A 15,440-nucleotide genomic window follows, 5' to 3' on the forward strand; every position below is an offset into this window, starting at 1 on the left:
GTACGGACACGTGCGTGACCCACCGTGGTCGGTATGCGCCGTTCCTTCATATTTCTGCTGCTGGCGAGCGTCCTGTCGGGCTGCGGAGCCGTGCCGTCCCTCTCCGGGGCCATCGTGCCCCACGCCGTGTCCGGCCTTCCCTTACCCTGGCCGGTCGAGGGCCAGGCGGCGGTCGAGGTGGAGGGCATGGGACGCCTGGGTGTCAGCGGCTCCCCGAACCCGGTGCCCATCGCCAGCGTGACGAAGGTCATGACCGCCTACGTGATCCTGCGCCGGCACCCGCTCCGGCCCGGCGACGAGGGCCCGCTGATCAAGGTTGACCGCACGGCCGCCGACGAGTCCTTCGTGCCGCAGGAGTCCACCGCCCCGGTCCGGGAAGGCCAGGGGGTACGGCTGCGCCGCCTGCTGGAGCTGATGATGGTGCCCTCGGGCAACAACGTGGCCCGTCTCCTGGCCCGCTGGGACTCCGGTACGCAGGAGCGCTTCGTCGTGCGGATGAACGCCACCGCCCACGGCCTGGGTATGGCCGACACCAGGTACACCGGCGCCAGCGGCAACGAGGACAGCACCGTCAGCACCGCGGTCGACCAGCTCAAACTGGCCAAGGCGGCGATGCGCGACCCGGTCTTCCGCGCGGTGGTGCGGCAAGCCGACACAGCCGTCCCGAGCGACGAGAGAAGGCTGCCCAACACCAACACGCTGCTGAACAAGCACGGCGTCATCGGCATCAAGACGGGCTCGGGCACCGCCGCCGGCGGCAACCTGATGTGGGCCTCCCGCGTGCGGGGCCGCCTGGTGCTCGGCGTGATCCTCGGCCAGGCGGCCGACACCAATCCGGTCGCCGCCAAGGCGGCGGCGCTGGAGGCGGGCGGCAGGATGAGCGCGGCGGTCGAACGGTGGCTGCTCACGCGGCCCACGGCTGTCGGTGAAGCGGAGATCTCCGAAAGCGACCCGGGGTGGTCCGCACTCGATCGGTTCGGGCCGGGGACGGTGCCTCTTTTCTTCTTGTACGGGCTGCGCCGGATGGTCGCCCTGCGGCGTGATCGATCCCTGCCCGAGCAGGATTGGCCAGGCTTAGCCCGTACCGGATGGCTTGTACGGGCTAAACCGGATGGTCGCCCTGCGGTGGGCTCGGTCCGTCGCGCCGATTCCGCGTAGCCCGGATTAGCCCGTACCGGGCGGTTTGTCGGTGTGTGTACGGGCTTGGCCTGTCAGCGCGGAGGCCAACGGGTCCGGCCGGCTCCGGGTGCGGGAGGTCAGGCGGCGGCGATGAGGCCGACGGCGCCGAGGGCCAGGGCGACCCCGCCCATCTGCATGAGGCGGAGGCGTTCGCCGAGGATGTATCGGGCGAGCAGGAGGGTGCTCGCCGGGTAGAGGGAGGCGAGGACCGCGATCAGGCTGAGGAGGCCGCCCTGCTGGACCGCGAGCAGGTAGAAGATGTTCGCCCCCATGTCCAGAACACCGGCGGACGCGATGACCCGGAGCGATCCGGCGCCGGGGCGCAGACTGCGGGCGGTGACCAGGGCGATGGTGACGACGAGGGCGATCGAGCTGAATCGGGCGCCGAGCAGGGGCCACAGCCCGGCGTCGGCCGGGGCGACCTTGAGCAGGATGAAGAAGCCGCCGAATCCGGCGCCCGCGGCGAGCGCGGCCAGGACGGGGGCGAGGGTGACGCGGCCTCCGCCGCCGGGCTCCCGGCTGATCAGGGCGACGGCGAGGATCGCCAGCGCGATCCCGAGCAGGGCGAGCGGCTTGGGCCGTTCGCCGGTGATCAGCCCGTACACAACGGGGATCGCGGCCGAGGCGATCGCGGTGGTGGGCGCGACCACGGACATCACCCCGGAGGCGAGGGCCCGGTAGAAGATGACGAGGCCGCCGCCCCCGGCGAGTCCGGCGAGGGCGCCCCAGGCGAGTGCGGCGGGGCTGAAGCTGCCGGGGAGGAACGGGATGAGGGCGACCAGAAGTGCGACCCCGGCGATCTGGGATATCGCGACGACGGCGTAGACGGGGGAGCGTTTGCTGGCGAGTCCGCCGAAGAAGTCGGCCATGCCGTAGACGGCCGCGGAAGCCGTCGCGAGTACCACTGCCGTCACGAGTTATCCCTTACCTTTTCATGCTGTATCTGTAGGATTAACCACGGCAAATCACCTCTAGTGCGACAAACCATTCACAAGGGGTCAATTGCCTATCAAGTCAGTTGGTTATCTCAGGAATGCCGGGAACTCCCCGGCGCTCCGCGTGGACATCGACGCGACCTCCATGCCGGTCAGGCGTGCGGGCGCTCGCACGACACGGCCTGGGTACATCTCTGGAGAGCACCTCTTCATCGACGGGCGGTGACCGGTGACCGATTCGGGTGCGGCGATCGACAAGCTACAAGCCGAACTCGCTGCGCTTGGGGTGGCCGAAGCGTACGCCATAGGGGATAACTTCACGCTTTCCGTATGGATCGGACTTGTTATTTCTTATCAGGATGGATTCTATCGATGGAAAGAAGGGGCGGTGAAATGCCGCCATCTGGGTACTGATCCGGTTGGCTGCGCCACGCGGGTCGCACGCCGCTATCACGAATTAAAAGCGGATGCTCCGCGTTGGTGGAAGAAGCACGTGAAAGGTCTTCCCGGTAGCGACGTCGGGGGTGATCGCTAGCAGTTTAGCCGGGGGGCGAAATGTTGAGGTGCATGGGGTTTCGTTGTGCTGCCATCGGGGTGTTACTCGCGGTACCCGTCGTCAGCACGGTCTGTGCGTGCGGGGCCGCGCCGACGGTCCGGAAGATGAAGTCGATCGCGTCCCCGTTACCGGTCGCCACTCCTCAACCGAGTCCGAGTGACGCCCTGGCGATGCCCGTACCACCTCCCGAGCGGGACATCAACTGCATGAAGAGTAAGTGTATCGCCCTGACATTTGATGACGGACCGGGCAAATACACCAACCTTCTCCTGACGATGCTGGCGAAGCACCAGGCCCGGGCGACGTTCTTCGTGGTCGGCGCGAACGTGGTCGAATCACCTCGGGGGCTGTTGCTCCGGATGGTCCGCGAGGGCCATGAACTGGCCAATCACACCTGGGACCACCCCTCGCTCCCGTCGCTGCCCCCGCTCGCCCTGCGAAGTCAGCTGCGCCGTACCCAGGAGGTCGTGATGTCGCTCTCCGGGGTGCGGATGACCCTCATGCGCCCGCCGTACGGCGCCACCGACGCCAGGGTCGCCGCCGAGGCCCGCCGCCAGGGCCTGGCCGAGGTGATGTGGAGCATCGACACCATGGATTGGCGCGACCGGGACTCCTCGTTGGTGGCGCGGCGGACACTCCGCAATCCCAAGCCCGGTGCAATCGTGCTTTATCACGATATTCACCCGACGACGATCTACGCCATTCCGCGAATACTCCAAGGACTGGAGCGACAAGGTTTCACCTTCGTCACGGTTTCCGAACTCTACGGGGAGCGTAAGCCGCAGCCCGGCGCACGCTACTTCAAACGGTGAACGCGCCCGCGGACATCGTCGGCGAGGTGATCCGGGGATACACCTTCGACGGTCCCACACTCGACCTCGGCGCGCTCGTCGTCGACGGGGCGGCCGACCCCCGGGCCCGGATCCGGATCCCGCTCGGCATGCTCAACCGGCACGGCCTGGTCGCCGGGGCGACCGGGACCGGGAAGACCAAAACCCTGCAGGTCATGGCCGAGCAGATCGCCGCCGCCGGAGTCCCGGTCTTCCTCGCCGACATCAAGGGCGATCTCTCCGGTATGGCGGAACCCGCCGAGCCCGGTTCGGCCGCGAGCGCGCGGGCCGCCGAGGTCGGCCAAACCTGGACACCCACCGGTTTTCCCGTCGAGTTCTACGCGCTCGGCGGGACCGGGACCGGGGTTCCGCTCCGTGCCACGATGTCGTCGTTCGGCCCGACGCTGCTCGCCAAGGTCCTCGGGCTCAACGAGACCCAGGAGTCCTCCCTCGGGCTGATCTTCCACTTCGCGGACCGGAACGGCCTGGCCCTGCTCGACCTGAAGGACCTGCGCGCGGTCATCCAGTACCTCGTCGGCGACGAGGGGAGTGAGGCGCTCAAGAACATCGGCGGACTCTCCCGCCAGACGGCCGGGGTGATTCTTCGCGCCCTGGTCAACTTCGAGGACCAGGGGGCGGACGCCTTCTTCGGCGAACCGGAGTTCGACACCAGGGACCTGCTCCGGGTCACCCCGGACGGACGCGGAGTGGTCTCCGTGGTCGAACTCGCCGCGCTGCAGACCCAGCCGGCGCTCTTCTCCACATTCCTGATGTGGCTGCTCGCCGACCTTTTCCAGGAGTTGCCGGAGGTCGGCGATCTGGACCGGCCCAAGCTGGTGTTCTTCTTCGACGAGGCGCACCTGCTCTTCGCCGGCGCCTCCAAGGCGTTCCTGCAGGCGATCACCCAGACGGTCCGGTTGATCCGCTCCAAGGGGGTCGGCGTCTTCTTCGTCACGCAGACCCCCAAGGACGTGCCGCCGGACGTGCTCGCGCAGCTGGGCTCCCGGGTCCAGCACGCCGTCCGGGCGTTCACCCCGCAGGACGCCAAATCGCTGAAGGCGACGGTGTCGACCTTCCCGAACTCCGCGTACGACCTGGAGGAGGTCCTCACCCGGCTGGGCATCGGCGAGGCGGTCGTCACCGTGCTCTCCGAACGGGGCGTGCCGACCCCGGTCGCCTGGACCCGGCTGCGTGCTCCGGAGTCGCGGATGGGGCCCGCCGACCCCCAGAAGATCGCGGAGATGGTACGGGCCTCGCCGCTGGAGGCCAAGTACGGCGAGGCGGTCGACCGTGACTCGGCCTACGAGCGGCTCACGGCCAAGCTCGCCCCGCCGCCGGAGCAGGCACCCGAGGCGCCCGCGCCCGCCGCGCCCGAGCGGGGCGGGTTCGACGAACGCGCGGAGCCGTCGATGCTGGAGAACGTCCTGGAATCGAAGCTGCTCCGGTCTTTCGCCAGGTCGGCGGCGTCCTCACTGGGCCGCGAGATCTCCAGGTCCATCTTCGGCACCGGCAAACGCCGCCGGTGACCGCGGAGCCGCGGCTCCGGTACGGCCGGGGTCAGCGGCGGGGGATGACGCCGCAGACGATGCGGTCGCCCGCGTCGCCGGTCTTGTTGGTGGCCTCGTCGGGCCCGGCTTTGCCGCCGGGTCCGGTGTACCGCGGGGGGATGTGGGCGTAGTTGTCCCGGGCCACGTGCACGATCACGGCGCTGCCGTCCGCGTCCCTGAGATCCTCGGGGTGGAATCGATCGGTGAACGAGGCCGCCTCGGCCGACCCGTCCTCGCCGGCGAGCAGCGTGGGCAGGTCGCCGGTGTGCTCACCGTGGAGGTGTCCGCCGACGTCGGCGTGCGGACCGGCGGAGAAGAAGGGGGTGACCTTTCCGGTCGCCGGGTCGACGGATTTGGGGTCGCAGATCCCGACGGAGTGGATGTGAAATCCGTGGTAGCCGGGAGACAGTTTCCAAACCCGCCCGGTTATCCGTGTTTTTCCATTCTTGGCCAGATTTATGGACACCCAGCCCGCGGAATTCCCGTTCACATCCTTGAGCTGGACCTGGAGGGGCTCCTTGTCGGTGTCCGTCGCCTGCATCGCCATCGTGGAGGCCGCGATTCCGCCGATCACCGCCACCGAGACCGCCGCGATCACCAAGCGCTTGATATTACGTGCCACGGGATTCTCCTTCAACCAGACGGCCCGCTGAAGAACGAGCATGCCGCATTGCGGAGGGAAATCCGCAGATGCCCGTGGCGTGGCGCCGCGCAAGCCGTACATTCCCGTGGACGTTTATTCATAAGAGCCGATTTTTCGGCAACCAATAAATTGGCGGGCTATTCGGGGTGGACAGACGCGCCGGAAACGGGTGACGGCCCGCCGGTGGGGTGCACCGGGCGGGCCGTCGGGACAGCGGTGAAGCGGGGCGTCAGACGCTGGCCCGCTTGGCTCGGGCGGCGGCGCGGCCGCGGATGGCGGCGTCCAGCACGACCTTGCGGATGCGGACCGCGGTGGGGGTGACCTCCACGCACTCGTCCTCACGGATGAACTCCAGCGCCTGCTCCAGGGTGAGCTGGCGGGGCGGGGTCAGCTTCTCGGTCTCGTCGGCGGAGGAGGAGCGCATGTTGGTGAGCTTCTTCTCCTTGGTGATGTTCACATCCATGTCGTCGGAGCGGGAGTTCTCCCCGACGATCATGCCCTCGTAGACCTCGGTGGTCGGCGAGACGAACATCGTGCCCCGCTCCTGGAGGTTGAGCATCGCGTACGCGGTGGCCGGGCCGGTCCGGTCGGCGACGAGCGAACCGGTGTTCCGGGTGCGCAGCTCGCCGAACCACGGCTCGTACGCCTCGAAGACGTGGTGGATGAGGCCGGTGCCCCGGGTCTCGGTGAGGAACTCGGTCCGGAAACCGATCAGGCCGCGCGCCGGGACCACGAACTCCATGCGGATCCAGCCGGTCCCGTGGTTGGTCATGTTCTCCATCCGGCCCTTGCGGACCGCCAGGAGCTGGGTGATCGTGCCGAGGAACTCCTCGGGGGCGTCCACGGTCAGCCGTTCGACCGGTTCGTGCACCTTCCCGTCCACGAGCCGTGTGACGACCTGCGGCTTGCCCACGGTGAGCTCGTAGCCTTCCCGGCGCATCTGCTCGACCAGGATGGCCAGGGCCAGCTCGCCCCGGCCCTGCACCTCCCAGGTGTCGGGGCGCTCGGTCGGCAGGACCCGCAGGGACACGTTGCCGATGAGCTCCCGGTCCAGCCGGTCCTGCACCATCCTGGCGGTGACCTTGGCGCCCTTGACCTTGCCGACCATGGGCGAGGTGTTGGTGCCGACGGTCATCGAGATGGCGGGCTCGTCCACGGTGATCAGCGGCAGGGGACGCGGGTCCTCGGGGTCGGCGAGCGTCTCACCGATCATGATGTCCGGGATGCCGGCGATCGCGATGATGTCGCCGGGGCCGGCCTGCTCGGCGGGTTTGCGCTCCAGGGCTTCGGTCATGAGCAGCTCGGAGATCCGGACCTTCTCGATCGAGCCGTCGGTACGGCACCAGGCGACCTGCTGCCCCTTCTTGATCGTGCCCTGGTGGACGCGGCAGAGCGCGATCCGGCCGAGGTAGGAGGAGGCGTCGAGGTTGGTGACGTGCGCCTGCAGGGGCGCGCCCTCCAGGTAGACGGGGGCGGGGATCGTCTTCATGATCGTCTCGAAGAGGACCTCCAGGTCCTTCTCCTCCGGCATGCTCCCGTCCGCGGGACGGGTGAGCGAGGCCCGGCCGGCCTTGGCCGAGGCGTAGACGATGGGGAAGTCGATCTGGTCCTCGGTGGCGTCCAGGTCGAGGAAGAGCTCGTAGGTCTCGTCCACGACCTCGCCGATCCGCGCGTCCGGGCGGTCGACCTTGTTGATGCACAGGATCACCGGGAGCTTGGCGGCGAGCGCCTTGCGCAGCACGAAGCGGGTCTGCGGCAGCGGGCCCTCGGAGGCGTCCACCAGCAGCACCACCCCGTCGACCATGGACAGGCCGCGCTCCACCTCGCCGCCGAAGTCGGCGTGGCCGGGGGTGTCGATGATGTTGATGGTCAGCCCGCCGTGGCGGACGGCGGTGTTCTTCGCGAGAATGGTGATGCCCTTCTCGCGTTCGAGGTCATTGGAGTCCATGACCCGCTCGTCCACATCCTGGTTGGCGCGGAACGCCCCGGACTGCCACAGCATGGCGTCCACGAGCGTGGTCTTGCCGTGGTCGACGTGCGCGATGATCGCGATGTTCCGCAGGTCTTCGCGGCTGTTCATGGGCATGTAAGGCTGTGCTCCTGTCGAGGGGCGCTCTGATTCGCCGGGGACGACCGCCAGACTTGTGCGGCTTAACCAGTCTAGTTGACGCGTTCACACCGAAGACCCGGCCGTCAAGGTCTGTCGCGCACCGGACTTCGCATCAGCCAGAACAGCAAAAAGTGATCCGAAATTTCCGAGCAGATCATGTTTTTTCGCTCGCATTGGGTATGCGGGGGGTCGCGCAGCGGATTTAGCCTTGAGTCCATGCGACTGATCACCATGGAGGACGTCCGGACGGCGTCCGAGGCCATCAGAGGGACGGCCGTCCGGACCCCGCTGCTCCCCGTCCCCACACTGAGCGGAGCGAGCGGCGGGTTCTGGGTCAAACCGGAGAACCTCCAGCCGATCGGCGCCTTCAAGATCCGCGGTGCGCACAACGCGCTCGTCGCTCTCGGGCCGTCCCGGGCCGCCCGCGGCGTGGTGACCCACTCCTCCGGCAACCACGGCCAGGCCCTGGCCTACGCGGCCCGTGTCCTCGGCGTCCCGTGCGTGGTCGTCTCCCCGGAGAACGCGGCGCCGGTGAAGGTCGCGGCGATGCGTGACCTCGGCGCCGAGGTCGTCCTGGTCGGGTTGGACGAGCGCCTGGACACCGCCGAGGAGATCGCCGCCGATCGCGGCATGGCGTTGATCCCGCCCTTCGACCACCCCGACGTCATCGCCGGTCAGGGCACGGTCGGCCTGGAGATCCTCGAAGACCTCCCCGACGTCGACGTGGTGCTGGTCCCGGTCGGCGGCGGTGGACTCGCCGCGGGCGTGAGCACGGCCGTCAAGGCGCTGCGCCCCCGCACCGTGGTGCTCGGCGTGGAGCCCGGGCTCGCCGCGGACGCGCAGGAGAGCCTGGTGGCGGGCGAGCTGATGGCCTGGCCGGCCGCGCGCACCTCACGCACCGTCGCCGACGGGCTGCGGTCGACCTCGCTGTCGGAGCTGACCTTCGCCCACCTCAAGGAGCACCTCGACGGGATCGTCACCGTCTCCGAGGAGGAGATCAAATCGGCGATGCGGGAGCTGGTCAGGGCGGCGAGGCTCGTCGCGGAACCCAGCGGCGCGGTGACCACGGCCGCCTACCTGGCCGGGCGGACGCCCCCCGGCCGTACCGTCGCGGTGGTCTCCGGCGGGAACACCGATCCGGCTTTCCTGGCCACACTGCTGTAGAGAGGCCACGCTCCGCAGGGCCGCACTCCGGTGGCCGGGCTCCTGTAAAAAGCTCGTGGCCGCCCCGAGGGGTTGGCCGGGCGCCGATCGGCGCAGGGGAGGATAAGGGGGTTTCCCGGCGGGCGGTGGAGCCCGGCGGACGACGAGCGGGATCGCTTCAGATCGGAGGGACGCAGGTGGCGCCGTACTTCTCGGTGATTCTCCGTACGCGGGACGGGGTGCACATCGACGCCGCGCATACGCCGTACCGGTCGGCCCTGCACGCCGGTGAGCCTCCGGTGGCGTCCCTCAGACACACCGGGGTGGTCTCCCACGGGGCGCCGGCCGGTCGCGAGCGCGTGGGCGGCGAGCAGCCCAGGCTGGGGATCGTGCTCGCCCACGGCTTCACCGGGTCGTGGCGGGAGCAGACCACGCGGCGGATCACCCATGCGCTGAGCGCGTTCGGCGGCGTGCTCTCCTTCGACTTCCGCGGACACGGCCGGTCCGCGGGCGAGTCGACGGTGGGGGACTCGGAGGTCTTCGACGTCGAGGCGGCGGTCCGCCACGTCCGGGGGCTGGACTACGACCGGGTGGCCGTGGTCGGCTTCTCGATGGGCGCCGCGACCGCCGTACGCCATGCCGCCCTGCACGGCGGTGTCGACGCGGTCGTCGCGGTCAGCGGGCCGAGCCGCTGGTACTACCGGGGGACCCGGTCCATGCGCCGGGTGCACTGGGCGATCGAGCAGCCGCTCGGCCGGGCGGTGGCGCGCCTGGTCAAGGGGACGCGGGTCCGGTCGGCGAGCTGGGATCCGGTGCCCGCCGCCCCGCACGAGGTGGCCGGGCTGATCGCGCCGACCCCGCTGCTGGTGGTGCACGGGGACGCCGACGCGTTCTTCCCCGTCGAGCACGCCTATCAGCTGTACGGCGCGGCGCGCGAGCCGAAGGAGCTGTGGATCGAGCAGGGGTACGGGCACGCCGAGTCCGCGGCCACCCCCGCTTTGATCAACAAGATCGGGCGGTGGATTCACCACCGGATACCGTGAAGATCCCCAGCTCAGGACAGAGAAGCATAAACAAAGACATGGAGAAGTAATAGGCGAAAACTCGACGTTTATCGGGTAGATGTGGGGCACCGGCGCGATCGGTACAGCTATCGGCGCAGTGAGGAGCTCCAGGTGACGAAGAGCATCTACGTAGCGGGGATCGGACGCCGCGACGGCCGCCAGATCGTGGAACTCGGCCTCGCGGAGCTCCTGTCCACCCGGGTCGACCGGGTCGGCGTCTTCCGCCCCATCACCCACGACGGCGAGGACGTCCCCTGGGGTGACCGCACCCTGGAACTCCTGCACGAGCGCTACCGGCTCGTCACGCCCGCCCCGGACGCGCGGGGGATCTCCAGCGCCGAGGCCGCCGAGCTCTACACCGCACAGGGCACCGAAGCGCTCATCAGCCGGATCGTCACCCGCTTCCACACCCTGGAGCAGGAGTGCGACGGGGTCCTCATCCTCGGCAGCCACTTCGAATCCGACGACCTGCCGCGGGAGCTCGGCTTCAACGCCCGGCTCGCGGCCGAGTGCGGGGCCCCGGTGATCGCCGTCGTCGGCGGGCTGAACCGCGACGCCGACGAGATCAACATGCAGCTGCGCAGCGCGTACCAGACCTTCACCGACCTGCGGTGCGAGGTGCTCGCCGTGATCGCCAACCGGATCGGGGACGGACTGGACATCGATCCCGGCCTTCCCGTGCCCTGCTACGTCATCCCGGAGAACCCCGTGCTCTCCGCGCCCACGATCGCCCAGGTCGTGGCGGCCGTACGCGGCACACTGCTGCTCGGGGACGACGAGTCGCTCCTGCGGGACGTCCGGGGGTACGTCTTCGGGGGCGCCACCATCCCCGTCTTCCTCGACCACCTCACCGAGGGGTCGCTGGTCATCGCGCCCGGCGACCGATCCGACATCCTGATCGCCGCGATGTCCGCGCACGCCGCCTCGTCCCCACCGCTGGCCGGGGTCGTGCTCACCCTGGGGGAGAAGCCGAACGCCCTCGTCACCAAACTCGCCAAACGCCTGGCCCCGGGTGTCCCGGTACTGTCCAGCGCGAAGAACAGCTTCACGGTCGCCAATACGCTCGGCGGGCTCGAAGGGCGGCTCGACCCCGAGAACCCCCGCAAGGTCGAGATCGCGCTCGGCCACTTCGACCGGCACGTCGACACCGCGGACCTGTCCGGCCGCATCGAGCTCGCGACCTCCGACCACGTCACCCCGATGATGTTCGAGTACGCGCTGCTGGAGCGGGCCAGGGCCGTCCGCCGCCACATCGTGCTGCCGGAGGGGACCGAGGAGCGGATCCTGCGCGCCGCGGAGATCCTGCTCCGGCGCGGGGTGTGCGAGCTGACCCTGCTCGGCGCGGAACCGGACGTCCGGCGGCGGATCGCCGACCTCGGTCTGGACCTGCCCGGGGTCAGGTTCACCGATCCGGCGGACTCGCTCCTGCGCGACCAGTTCGCCGAGCGGTACGCCAAACTCCGCGCGCACCGCGGGGTGACCCTGGAGCTCGCCAGGGACGTGATGAGCGATCCCAACTACTTCGGGACGATGATGGTCGAGGTCGGCATGGCCGACGGCATGGTCTCCGGCTCGGTCCACACCACCGCGGCGACGATCCGGCCCGCCTTCGAGATCATCAAGACCTCGGAGGGCACGTCGACCGTCTCCAGCGTCTTCTTCATGCTGCTGCCCAAGCAGGTGCTGGTGTACGGCGACTGCGCGGTCAACCCCGATCCCACGGCCGACCAGCTCGCCGACATCGCGATCTCGTCGGCGGCCACGGCGGCGCTGTTCGGCGTGGAGCCCCGGGTCGCGATGCTCTCCTACTCCACCGGTGCCTCCGGGACCGGCGCCGACGTGGAGAAGGTACGGGACGCCACCCAGATCATCCGGGAGCGGGCACCGGAGCTGCTCGTGGAGGGGCCGCTTCAGTACGACGCCGCGGTCGACCCCACGGTCGCGGCGACCAAAGTGGCCGACTCCGCGGTGGCCGGCCACGCAACGGTCCTGATATTTCCGGATTTGAACAGGGGGAACAACACGTACAAGGCGGTTCAGCGTTCCGCCGGGGCGATCGCCGTCGGGCCCGTCCTGCAGGGGCTGCGCAAACCCGTCAACGACCTCTCCCGGGGCGCGCTCGTCTCCGACATCGTCAACACGATCGCCATCACCGCCATCCAGGCCCAGCGCCCCGGCTTCTGACCTGGGCTTACGGCTCACATCCTGATCGGGTACGGGTGCAGCCGGGCCGGTCCGCGCTTCGCACCCGAGCAGGCGCCGCCTGAGGCTGTACGGCTGTCGCGGCGTTCGCCGTACGACGGCATGGCCCGGCGGCTGCGCCGCGACCTCCGGCCCCGTCCGATCCGGTACGGCTGCCGCGAGGGCGGGCCGGTGGCTCGCCTGGAGGTGTGGCCGCCCTGTGGCGGTACCGGCCGCTTCGATCCCCTATCGGGGTGAGCACACCTCGGGTCTCAGCGGGACTCCATGAGTTTCCGCAGGCCGTCGAGGATCGTGGTCAGGCCGAAGGTGAAGTCGGTGTCGGGGACCTCGTCGGGCATGGAGAGCACCCCGGAGGCGACCACGTCGGCCAGCGCGGGAAAGCGCTCCGGATCGGTGAGCTTCTCGTAGAGCCGCTGGCTGGCGAGCATCATCTCATCGGTCAGCTGCCCGGTCTCCTGCTCGGCCCTGGAGAGATCACGGCTGAGCCGTACCTCGCTCCAGACGTGGCCGGTGACGAGCAGGAGAACCGAGAGCTTCTCCTCGGGGCGCAGCGGTGTGCCGACGAGGGTGCGTAGCCCGGCGTCCATCCACATCATGTGGTTCGGCCCGACCGGCGGGCCGCTGATCGGGATCTGGATGAGCCACGGGTGGCGGCGGTAGACGGCGAGATGCCCCCAGGCCCAGCTTTCCATCGCGGTTCGCCAGCTTTCCCCGGGTTCCGGGAGGGGTGGTTTGTCGCCGAGGGCCGTGTCCACCATGAGCAGGAGGAGTTCCTCCTTGTTCGCCACGTGCCGGTAGAGGGACATGGTGGTGAAGCCGAGCCGTTCGGCGACCCGGGCCATGGAGAGTGCCCCCAGGCCGTCGGCGTCGACCAGCTCGATGGCCGCCGCGACGATGCCGCCCAGGCTGAGGCCGGGCTTGGGTCCGCGCCGAGGCCGCTCCCGCAGGCCCCAGAGGAGCTCGATGCTCGCGGGCAGCCCGTCGTCGCTCTGGTCGTCTTTCGTCACCCGGTGCTCCTCGTCGTTCGTTGACAGCCATCCTAAAGCTGTGTATATGATAAACATATTGGTATGCGAGATACACAGTTTGCTGGATACGCAGTGAGCTGGTGTGTCGCGTCCACTGATCGATGCCCCGGCGGCGGGGCGTCATGTGCGCCGGCGGATACGCGGTCCGCCGGGCATCCGGCTCGACCGCGCGAGGGAGACGTCCCGATGCCACGGCCGGGCACCGGAGGAAGGTTCACCGTGGAAGGGCGGAAGGTGTGAACGACGACGTCGTCATCGAGGCGACCGGGGTCGAGAAATCGTACGGTCGCGTGAGAGTGCTCACCGGCGTGGATCTCCGCGTGGAGAAGGGGACGATCTTCTCGCTCCTCGGCCCGAACGGCGCGGGAAAGACCACGATGGTGCGGATCCTGGCCACCCTTATCAAGGCCGACGCCGGTTCGGTCCTGGTCGCGGGGCACGACGTGGCGCGCAACCCTGTGCGGGTCCGCCGGTCGATCAGCCTGACCGGGCAGTACGCCGCCGTCGACGAACTGCTCACCGGCGAGGAGAACCTGCGCATGATGGGCCGCCTCTACCACCTGGGCCGGAAGGCCGCCTGGAGGCGGACCGACGAATTGCTGGAGGCGTTCGACCTCGTCAAGGCGAGCCGGCGGCCGGTCAAGACCTACTCGGGGGGCATGCGGCGCCGACTGGACCTGGCGGTGAGTCTGATGACCAGACCACCGGTCCTCTTCCTCGACGAGCCGACCACCGGACTCGATCCGCGGAGCCGCCAGGCCATGTGGGACGTGGTACGGGACCTCACCGTCACCGGCACCACGATTCTGCTGACCACCCAGTACCTGGAGGAGGCCGATCGGCTGGCCGACCGGATCGCGGTGATCGACCACGGGAAGGTGGTGGCCCAGGGCACGCCCGACGAGCTGAAACGGCAGGTCGCGAGCGAGTACGTGGAGCTGGTTCTCGACGACGGGGAGAACTACGACCGGGCGTTGCGTGGCCTGGGCGCCGCCGCCGTACACACCGATCCGCAGCTGAGAAGTGTGAGCGTGGCCTCGGACGGGAGCCCCGGGGGGTTCCGGCGGATCCTCGAATGGGTGGAAGGTCAGGGGCTGGCCGTCACCCGGGTCCGGGTCAAGAGCCCCTCCATGGACGACGTCTTCCTGGCGCTCACCGACAACCCCGACAAGTCCACACGGTCCGACAGCGTTTCCCGGAAGGTGGGAATCTGATGGCCACCCATTCCCGGCTCTACTGGGCGTTCAGCGATTCCCTTACCATGATCGCCCGGAGTCTCCGGCACATCACCCGGAACTTCGAACTGCTCTTCCTCACGGTCGTGCTGCCGGTGTTTCTGCTCCTGCTGTTCGTCTACGTGTTCGGCGGGGTCATCGACGTCGGGAGCGCCTACGTCGACTACGTCGTACCCGGGCTCATCCTGATGTGCGCCGGATACGGGGCATCCATGACGACGGTCACCGTCGCCCACGACATGGTCAACGGCATCGTCGAGCGGTTCCGCTCGCTGCCCATCGTCAGCTCGGCGATGCTCACCGGGCACGTGGTCGCCAGCCTCGTCCGCAACATGATCTCGGTGACCCTCGTGGTCGCGGTGGCGCTGCTGATCGGTTTCGGCCCGACCGCCGGACCGCTCGGCTGGCTGGCGGCGCTCGGCATGATCGCCCTGTACATCCTGGCGATCTCCTGGGCCGCGGTCGCGCTCGGGCTGATCGCCAAGACCGTGGAAGGCGCGAACGGATTCAGCTTCTTCATCCTGTTCATCCCTTATCTGAGCAGCGCGTTCGTGCCCGCTGAGTCCCTTCCGTCCTGGCTCCGGCCGATCGCCGAGAACCAGCCGATCACCCCCACGGTGGAGGCCGTCCGCGGATTCCTGATGGGGACCCCCCTCGGGAACAGCGTCTGGCTCTCCTTCGCCTGGTGCGGCGGGATCCTCCTGATCTCCGTGATCGGCGGCACCTACCTCTTCAAGCGCCGCACCTCCCGCTGACCCGCGTGTACGGCGGGCGTGAGGCGCGGCAGCCGTACCGGATCACCGGGGGCCGTCCCGATTCGAATCCCACAGGGGCGATTCGAATCGGGACGGCCTTCGCCGTGGCGACGGCGTCGCCTTCGGTACGGCGTGCGCGGGCCGGCGCCGCGGTGGCCGTACCCCTTCACCGCCGGTACGGGACACGGCGCCGCCCCGGTCCGATACCCGTGG

Annotated in this window: 13 protein-coding genes; 9 read left to right on the forward strand and 4 right to left on the reverse strand. The window is 69.1% G+C overall.

The window, feature by feature from the left end:
* Positions 1 to 33: 33 nt before the first annotated feature.
* A complete protein-coding gene (locus RUR_RS23830; protein WP_283137392.1) occupies positions 34 to 1,158 on the forward strand; it encodes a D-alanyl-D-alanine carboxypeptidase family protein in 1,125 nt (374 codons plus the stop codon).
* A 98-nt stretch (positions 1,159 to 1,256) separates the two neighbouring features.
* On the opposite strand, the gene RUR_RS23835 is transcribed toward RUR_RS23830, so the two are convergent.
* On the reverse strand, positions 1,257 to 2,093 hold the full coding sequence (locus RUR_RS23835; RefSeq protein ID WP_283137393.1) for a DMT family transporter: 837 nt from the start codon (positions 2,091 to 2,093) through the stop codon (positions 1,257 to 1,259).
* 250 nt (positions 2,094 to 2,343) lie between these two features.
* Here RUR_RS23835 and RUR_RS23840 point away from each other — a divergent pair, with 250 nt between their 5' ends.
* The 3 genes from RUR_RS23840 (at position 2,344) to RUR_RS23850 (ending at position 5,026) form a co-directional block, all read left to right on the forward strand.
* On the forward strand, positions 2,344 to 2,649 hold the full coding sequence (locus RUR_RS23840; RefSeq protein WP_283137394.1) for a hypothetical protein: 306 nt from the start codon (positions 2,344 to 2,346) through the stop codon (positions 2,647 to 2,649).
* 227 nt (positions 2,650 to 2,876) lie between these two features.
* On the forward strand, positions 2,877 to 3,482 hold the full coding sequence (locus RUR_RS23845; RefSeq protein WP_283137395.1) for a polysaccharide deacetylase family protein: 606 nt from the start codon (positions 2,877 to 2,879) through the stop codon (positions 3,480 to 3,482).
* Entirely contained in the window at positions 3,479 to 5,026 is a 1,548-nt protein-coding gene (locus RUR_RS23850) for a helicase HerA-like domain-containing protein (RefSeq protein WP_283137396.1), read from the forward strand. Before RUR_RS23845 ends, RUR_RS23850 begins: the two co-directional genes overlap by 4 nt.
* Before the next feature lie 31 nt (positions 5,027 to 5,057).
* Here the strand turns inward: RUR_RS23850 and RUR_RS23855 are convergent, their stop codons facing one another.
* Together RUR_RS23855 and typA are read right to left on the reverse strand one after the other, a co-directional pair.
* Positions 5,058 to 5,669, reverse strand: coding sequence for a superoxide dismutase family protein (locus RUR_RS23855; RefSeq protein WP_283137397.1), 612 nt, complete (start codon positions 5,667 to 5,669; stop codon positions 5,058 to 5,060).
* Between the two features lie 250 nt (positions 5,670 to 5,919).
* On the reverse strand, positions 5,920 to 7,776 hold the full coding sequence (typA, locus tag RUR_RS23860) for a translational GTPase TypA (protein ID WP_283137398.1): 1,857 nt from the start codon (positions 7,774 to 7,776) through the stop codon (positions 5,920 to 5,922).
* Positions 7,777 to 8,016: 240 nt separating this feature from the next.
* Here typA and RUR_RS23865 point away from each other — a divergent pair, with 240 nt between their 5' ends.
* The 3 genes from RUR_RS23865 (at position 8,017) to pta (ending at position 12,191) form a co-directional block, all read left to right on the forward strand.
* Complete coding sequence (locus tag RUR_RS23865) at positions 8,017 to 8,964, forward strand: threonine ammonia-lyase (RefSeq protein ID WP_283137399.1); 948 nt, start codon at positions 8,017 to 8,019, stop codon at positions 8,962 to 8,964.
* A 176-nt stretch (positions 8,965 to 9,140) separates the two neighbouring features.
* Positions 9,141 to 9,986: an alpha/beta hydrolase gene (locus tag RUR_RS23870; protein ID WP_283137400.1), complete on the forward strand. Its 846-nt coding sequence runs from the start codon at positions 9,141 to 9,143 to the stop codon at positions 9,984 to 9,986.
* Between the two features lie 132 nt (positions 9,987 to 10,118).
* Positions 10,119 to 12,191: a phosphate acetyltransferase gene (gene pta, locus RUR_RS23875; RefSeq protein WP_283137401.1), complete on the forward strand. Its 2,073-nt coding sequence runs from the start codon at positions 10,119 to 10,121 to the stop codon at positions 12,189 to 12,191.
* 269 nt (positions 12,192 to 12,460) lie between these two features.
* On the opposite strand, the gene RUR_RS23880 is transcribed toward pta, so the two are convergent.
* The gene (locus RUR_RS23880) at positions 12,461 to 13,216 is read right to left on the reverse strand and encodes a TetR/AcrR family transcriptional regulator (protein WP_283137402.1); all 756 of its coding nucleotides are present in this window, start codon (positions 13,214 to 13,216) and stop codon (positions 12,461 to 12,463) included.
* Positions 13,217 to 13,473: 257 nt separating this feature from the next.
* On the opposite strand from RUR_RS23880, the gene RUR_RS23885 reads away from it, so the two are divergent.
* The gene (locus RUR_RS23885; RefSeq protein ID WP_283137403.1) at positions 13,474 to 14,451 is read left to right on the forward strand and encodes an ATP-binding cassette domain-containing protein; all 978 of its coding nucleotides are present in this window, start codon (positions 13,474 to 13,476) and stop codon (positions 14,449 to 14,451) included.
* Positions 14,451 to 15,227 carry an ABC transporter permease gene (locus RUR_RS23890; protein ID WP_283137404.1) on the forward strand — a complete coding sequence of 259 codons (777 nt, stop codon included), beginning with the start codon at positions 14,451 to 14,453 and terminating at the stop codon, positions 15,225 to 15,227. Before RUR_RS23885 ends, RUR_RS23890 begins: the two co-directional genes overlap by 1 nt.
* Positions 15,228 to 15,440: the final 213 nt, after the last annotated feature.

The sequence above is a fragment of the Rhizohabitans arisaemae genome (assembly GCF_025996515.1).
In the GTDB taxonomy this organism is placed as follows: domain Bacteria; phylum Actinomycetota; class Actinomycetes; order Streptosporangiales; family Streptosporangiaceae; genus Rhizohabitans; species Rhizohabitans arisaemae.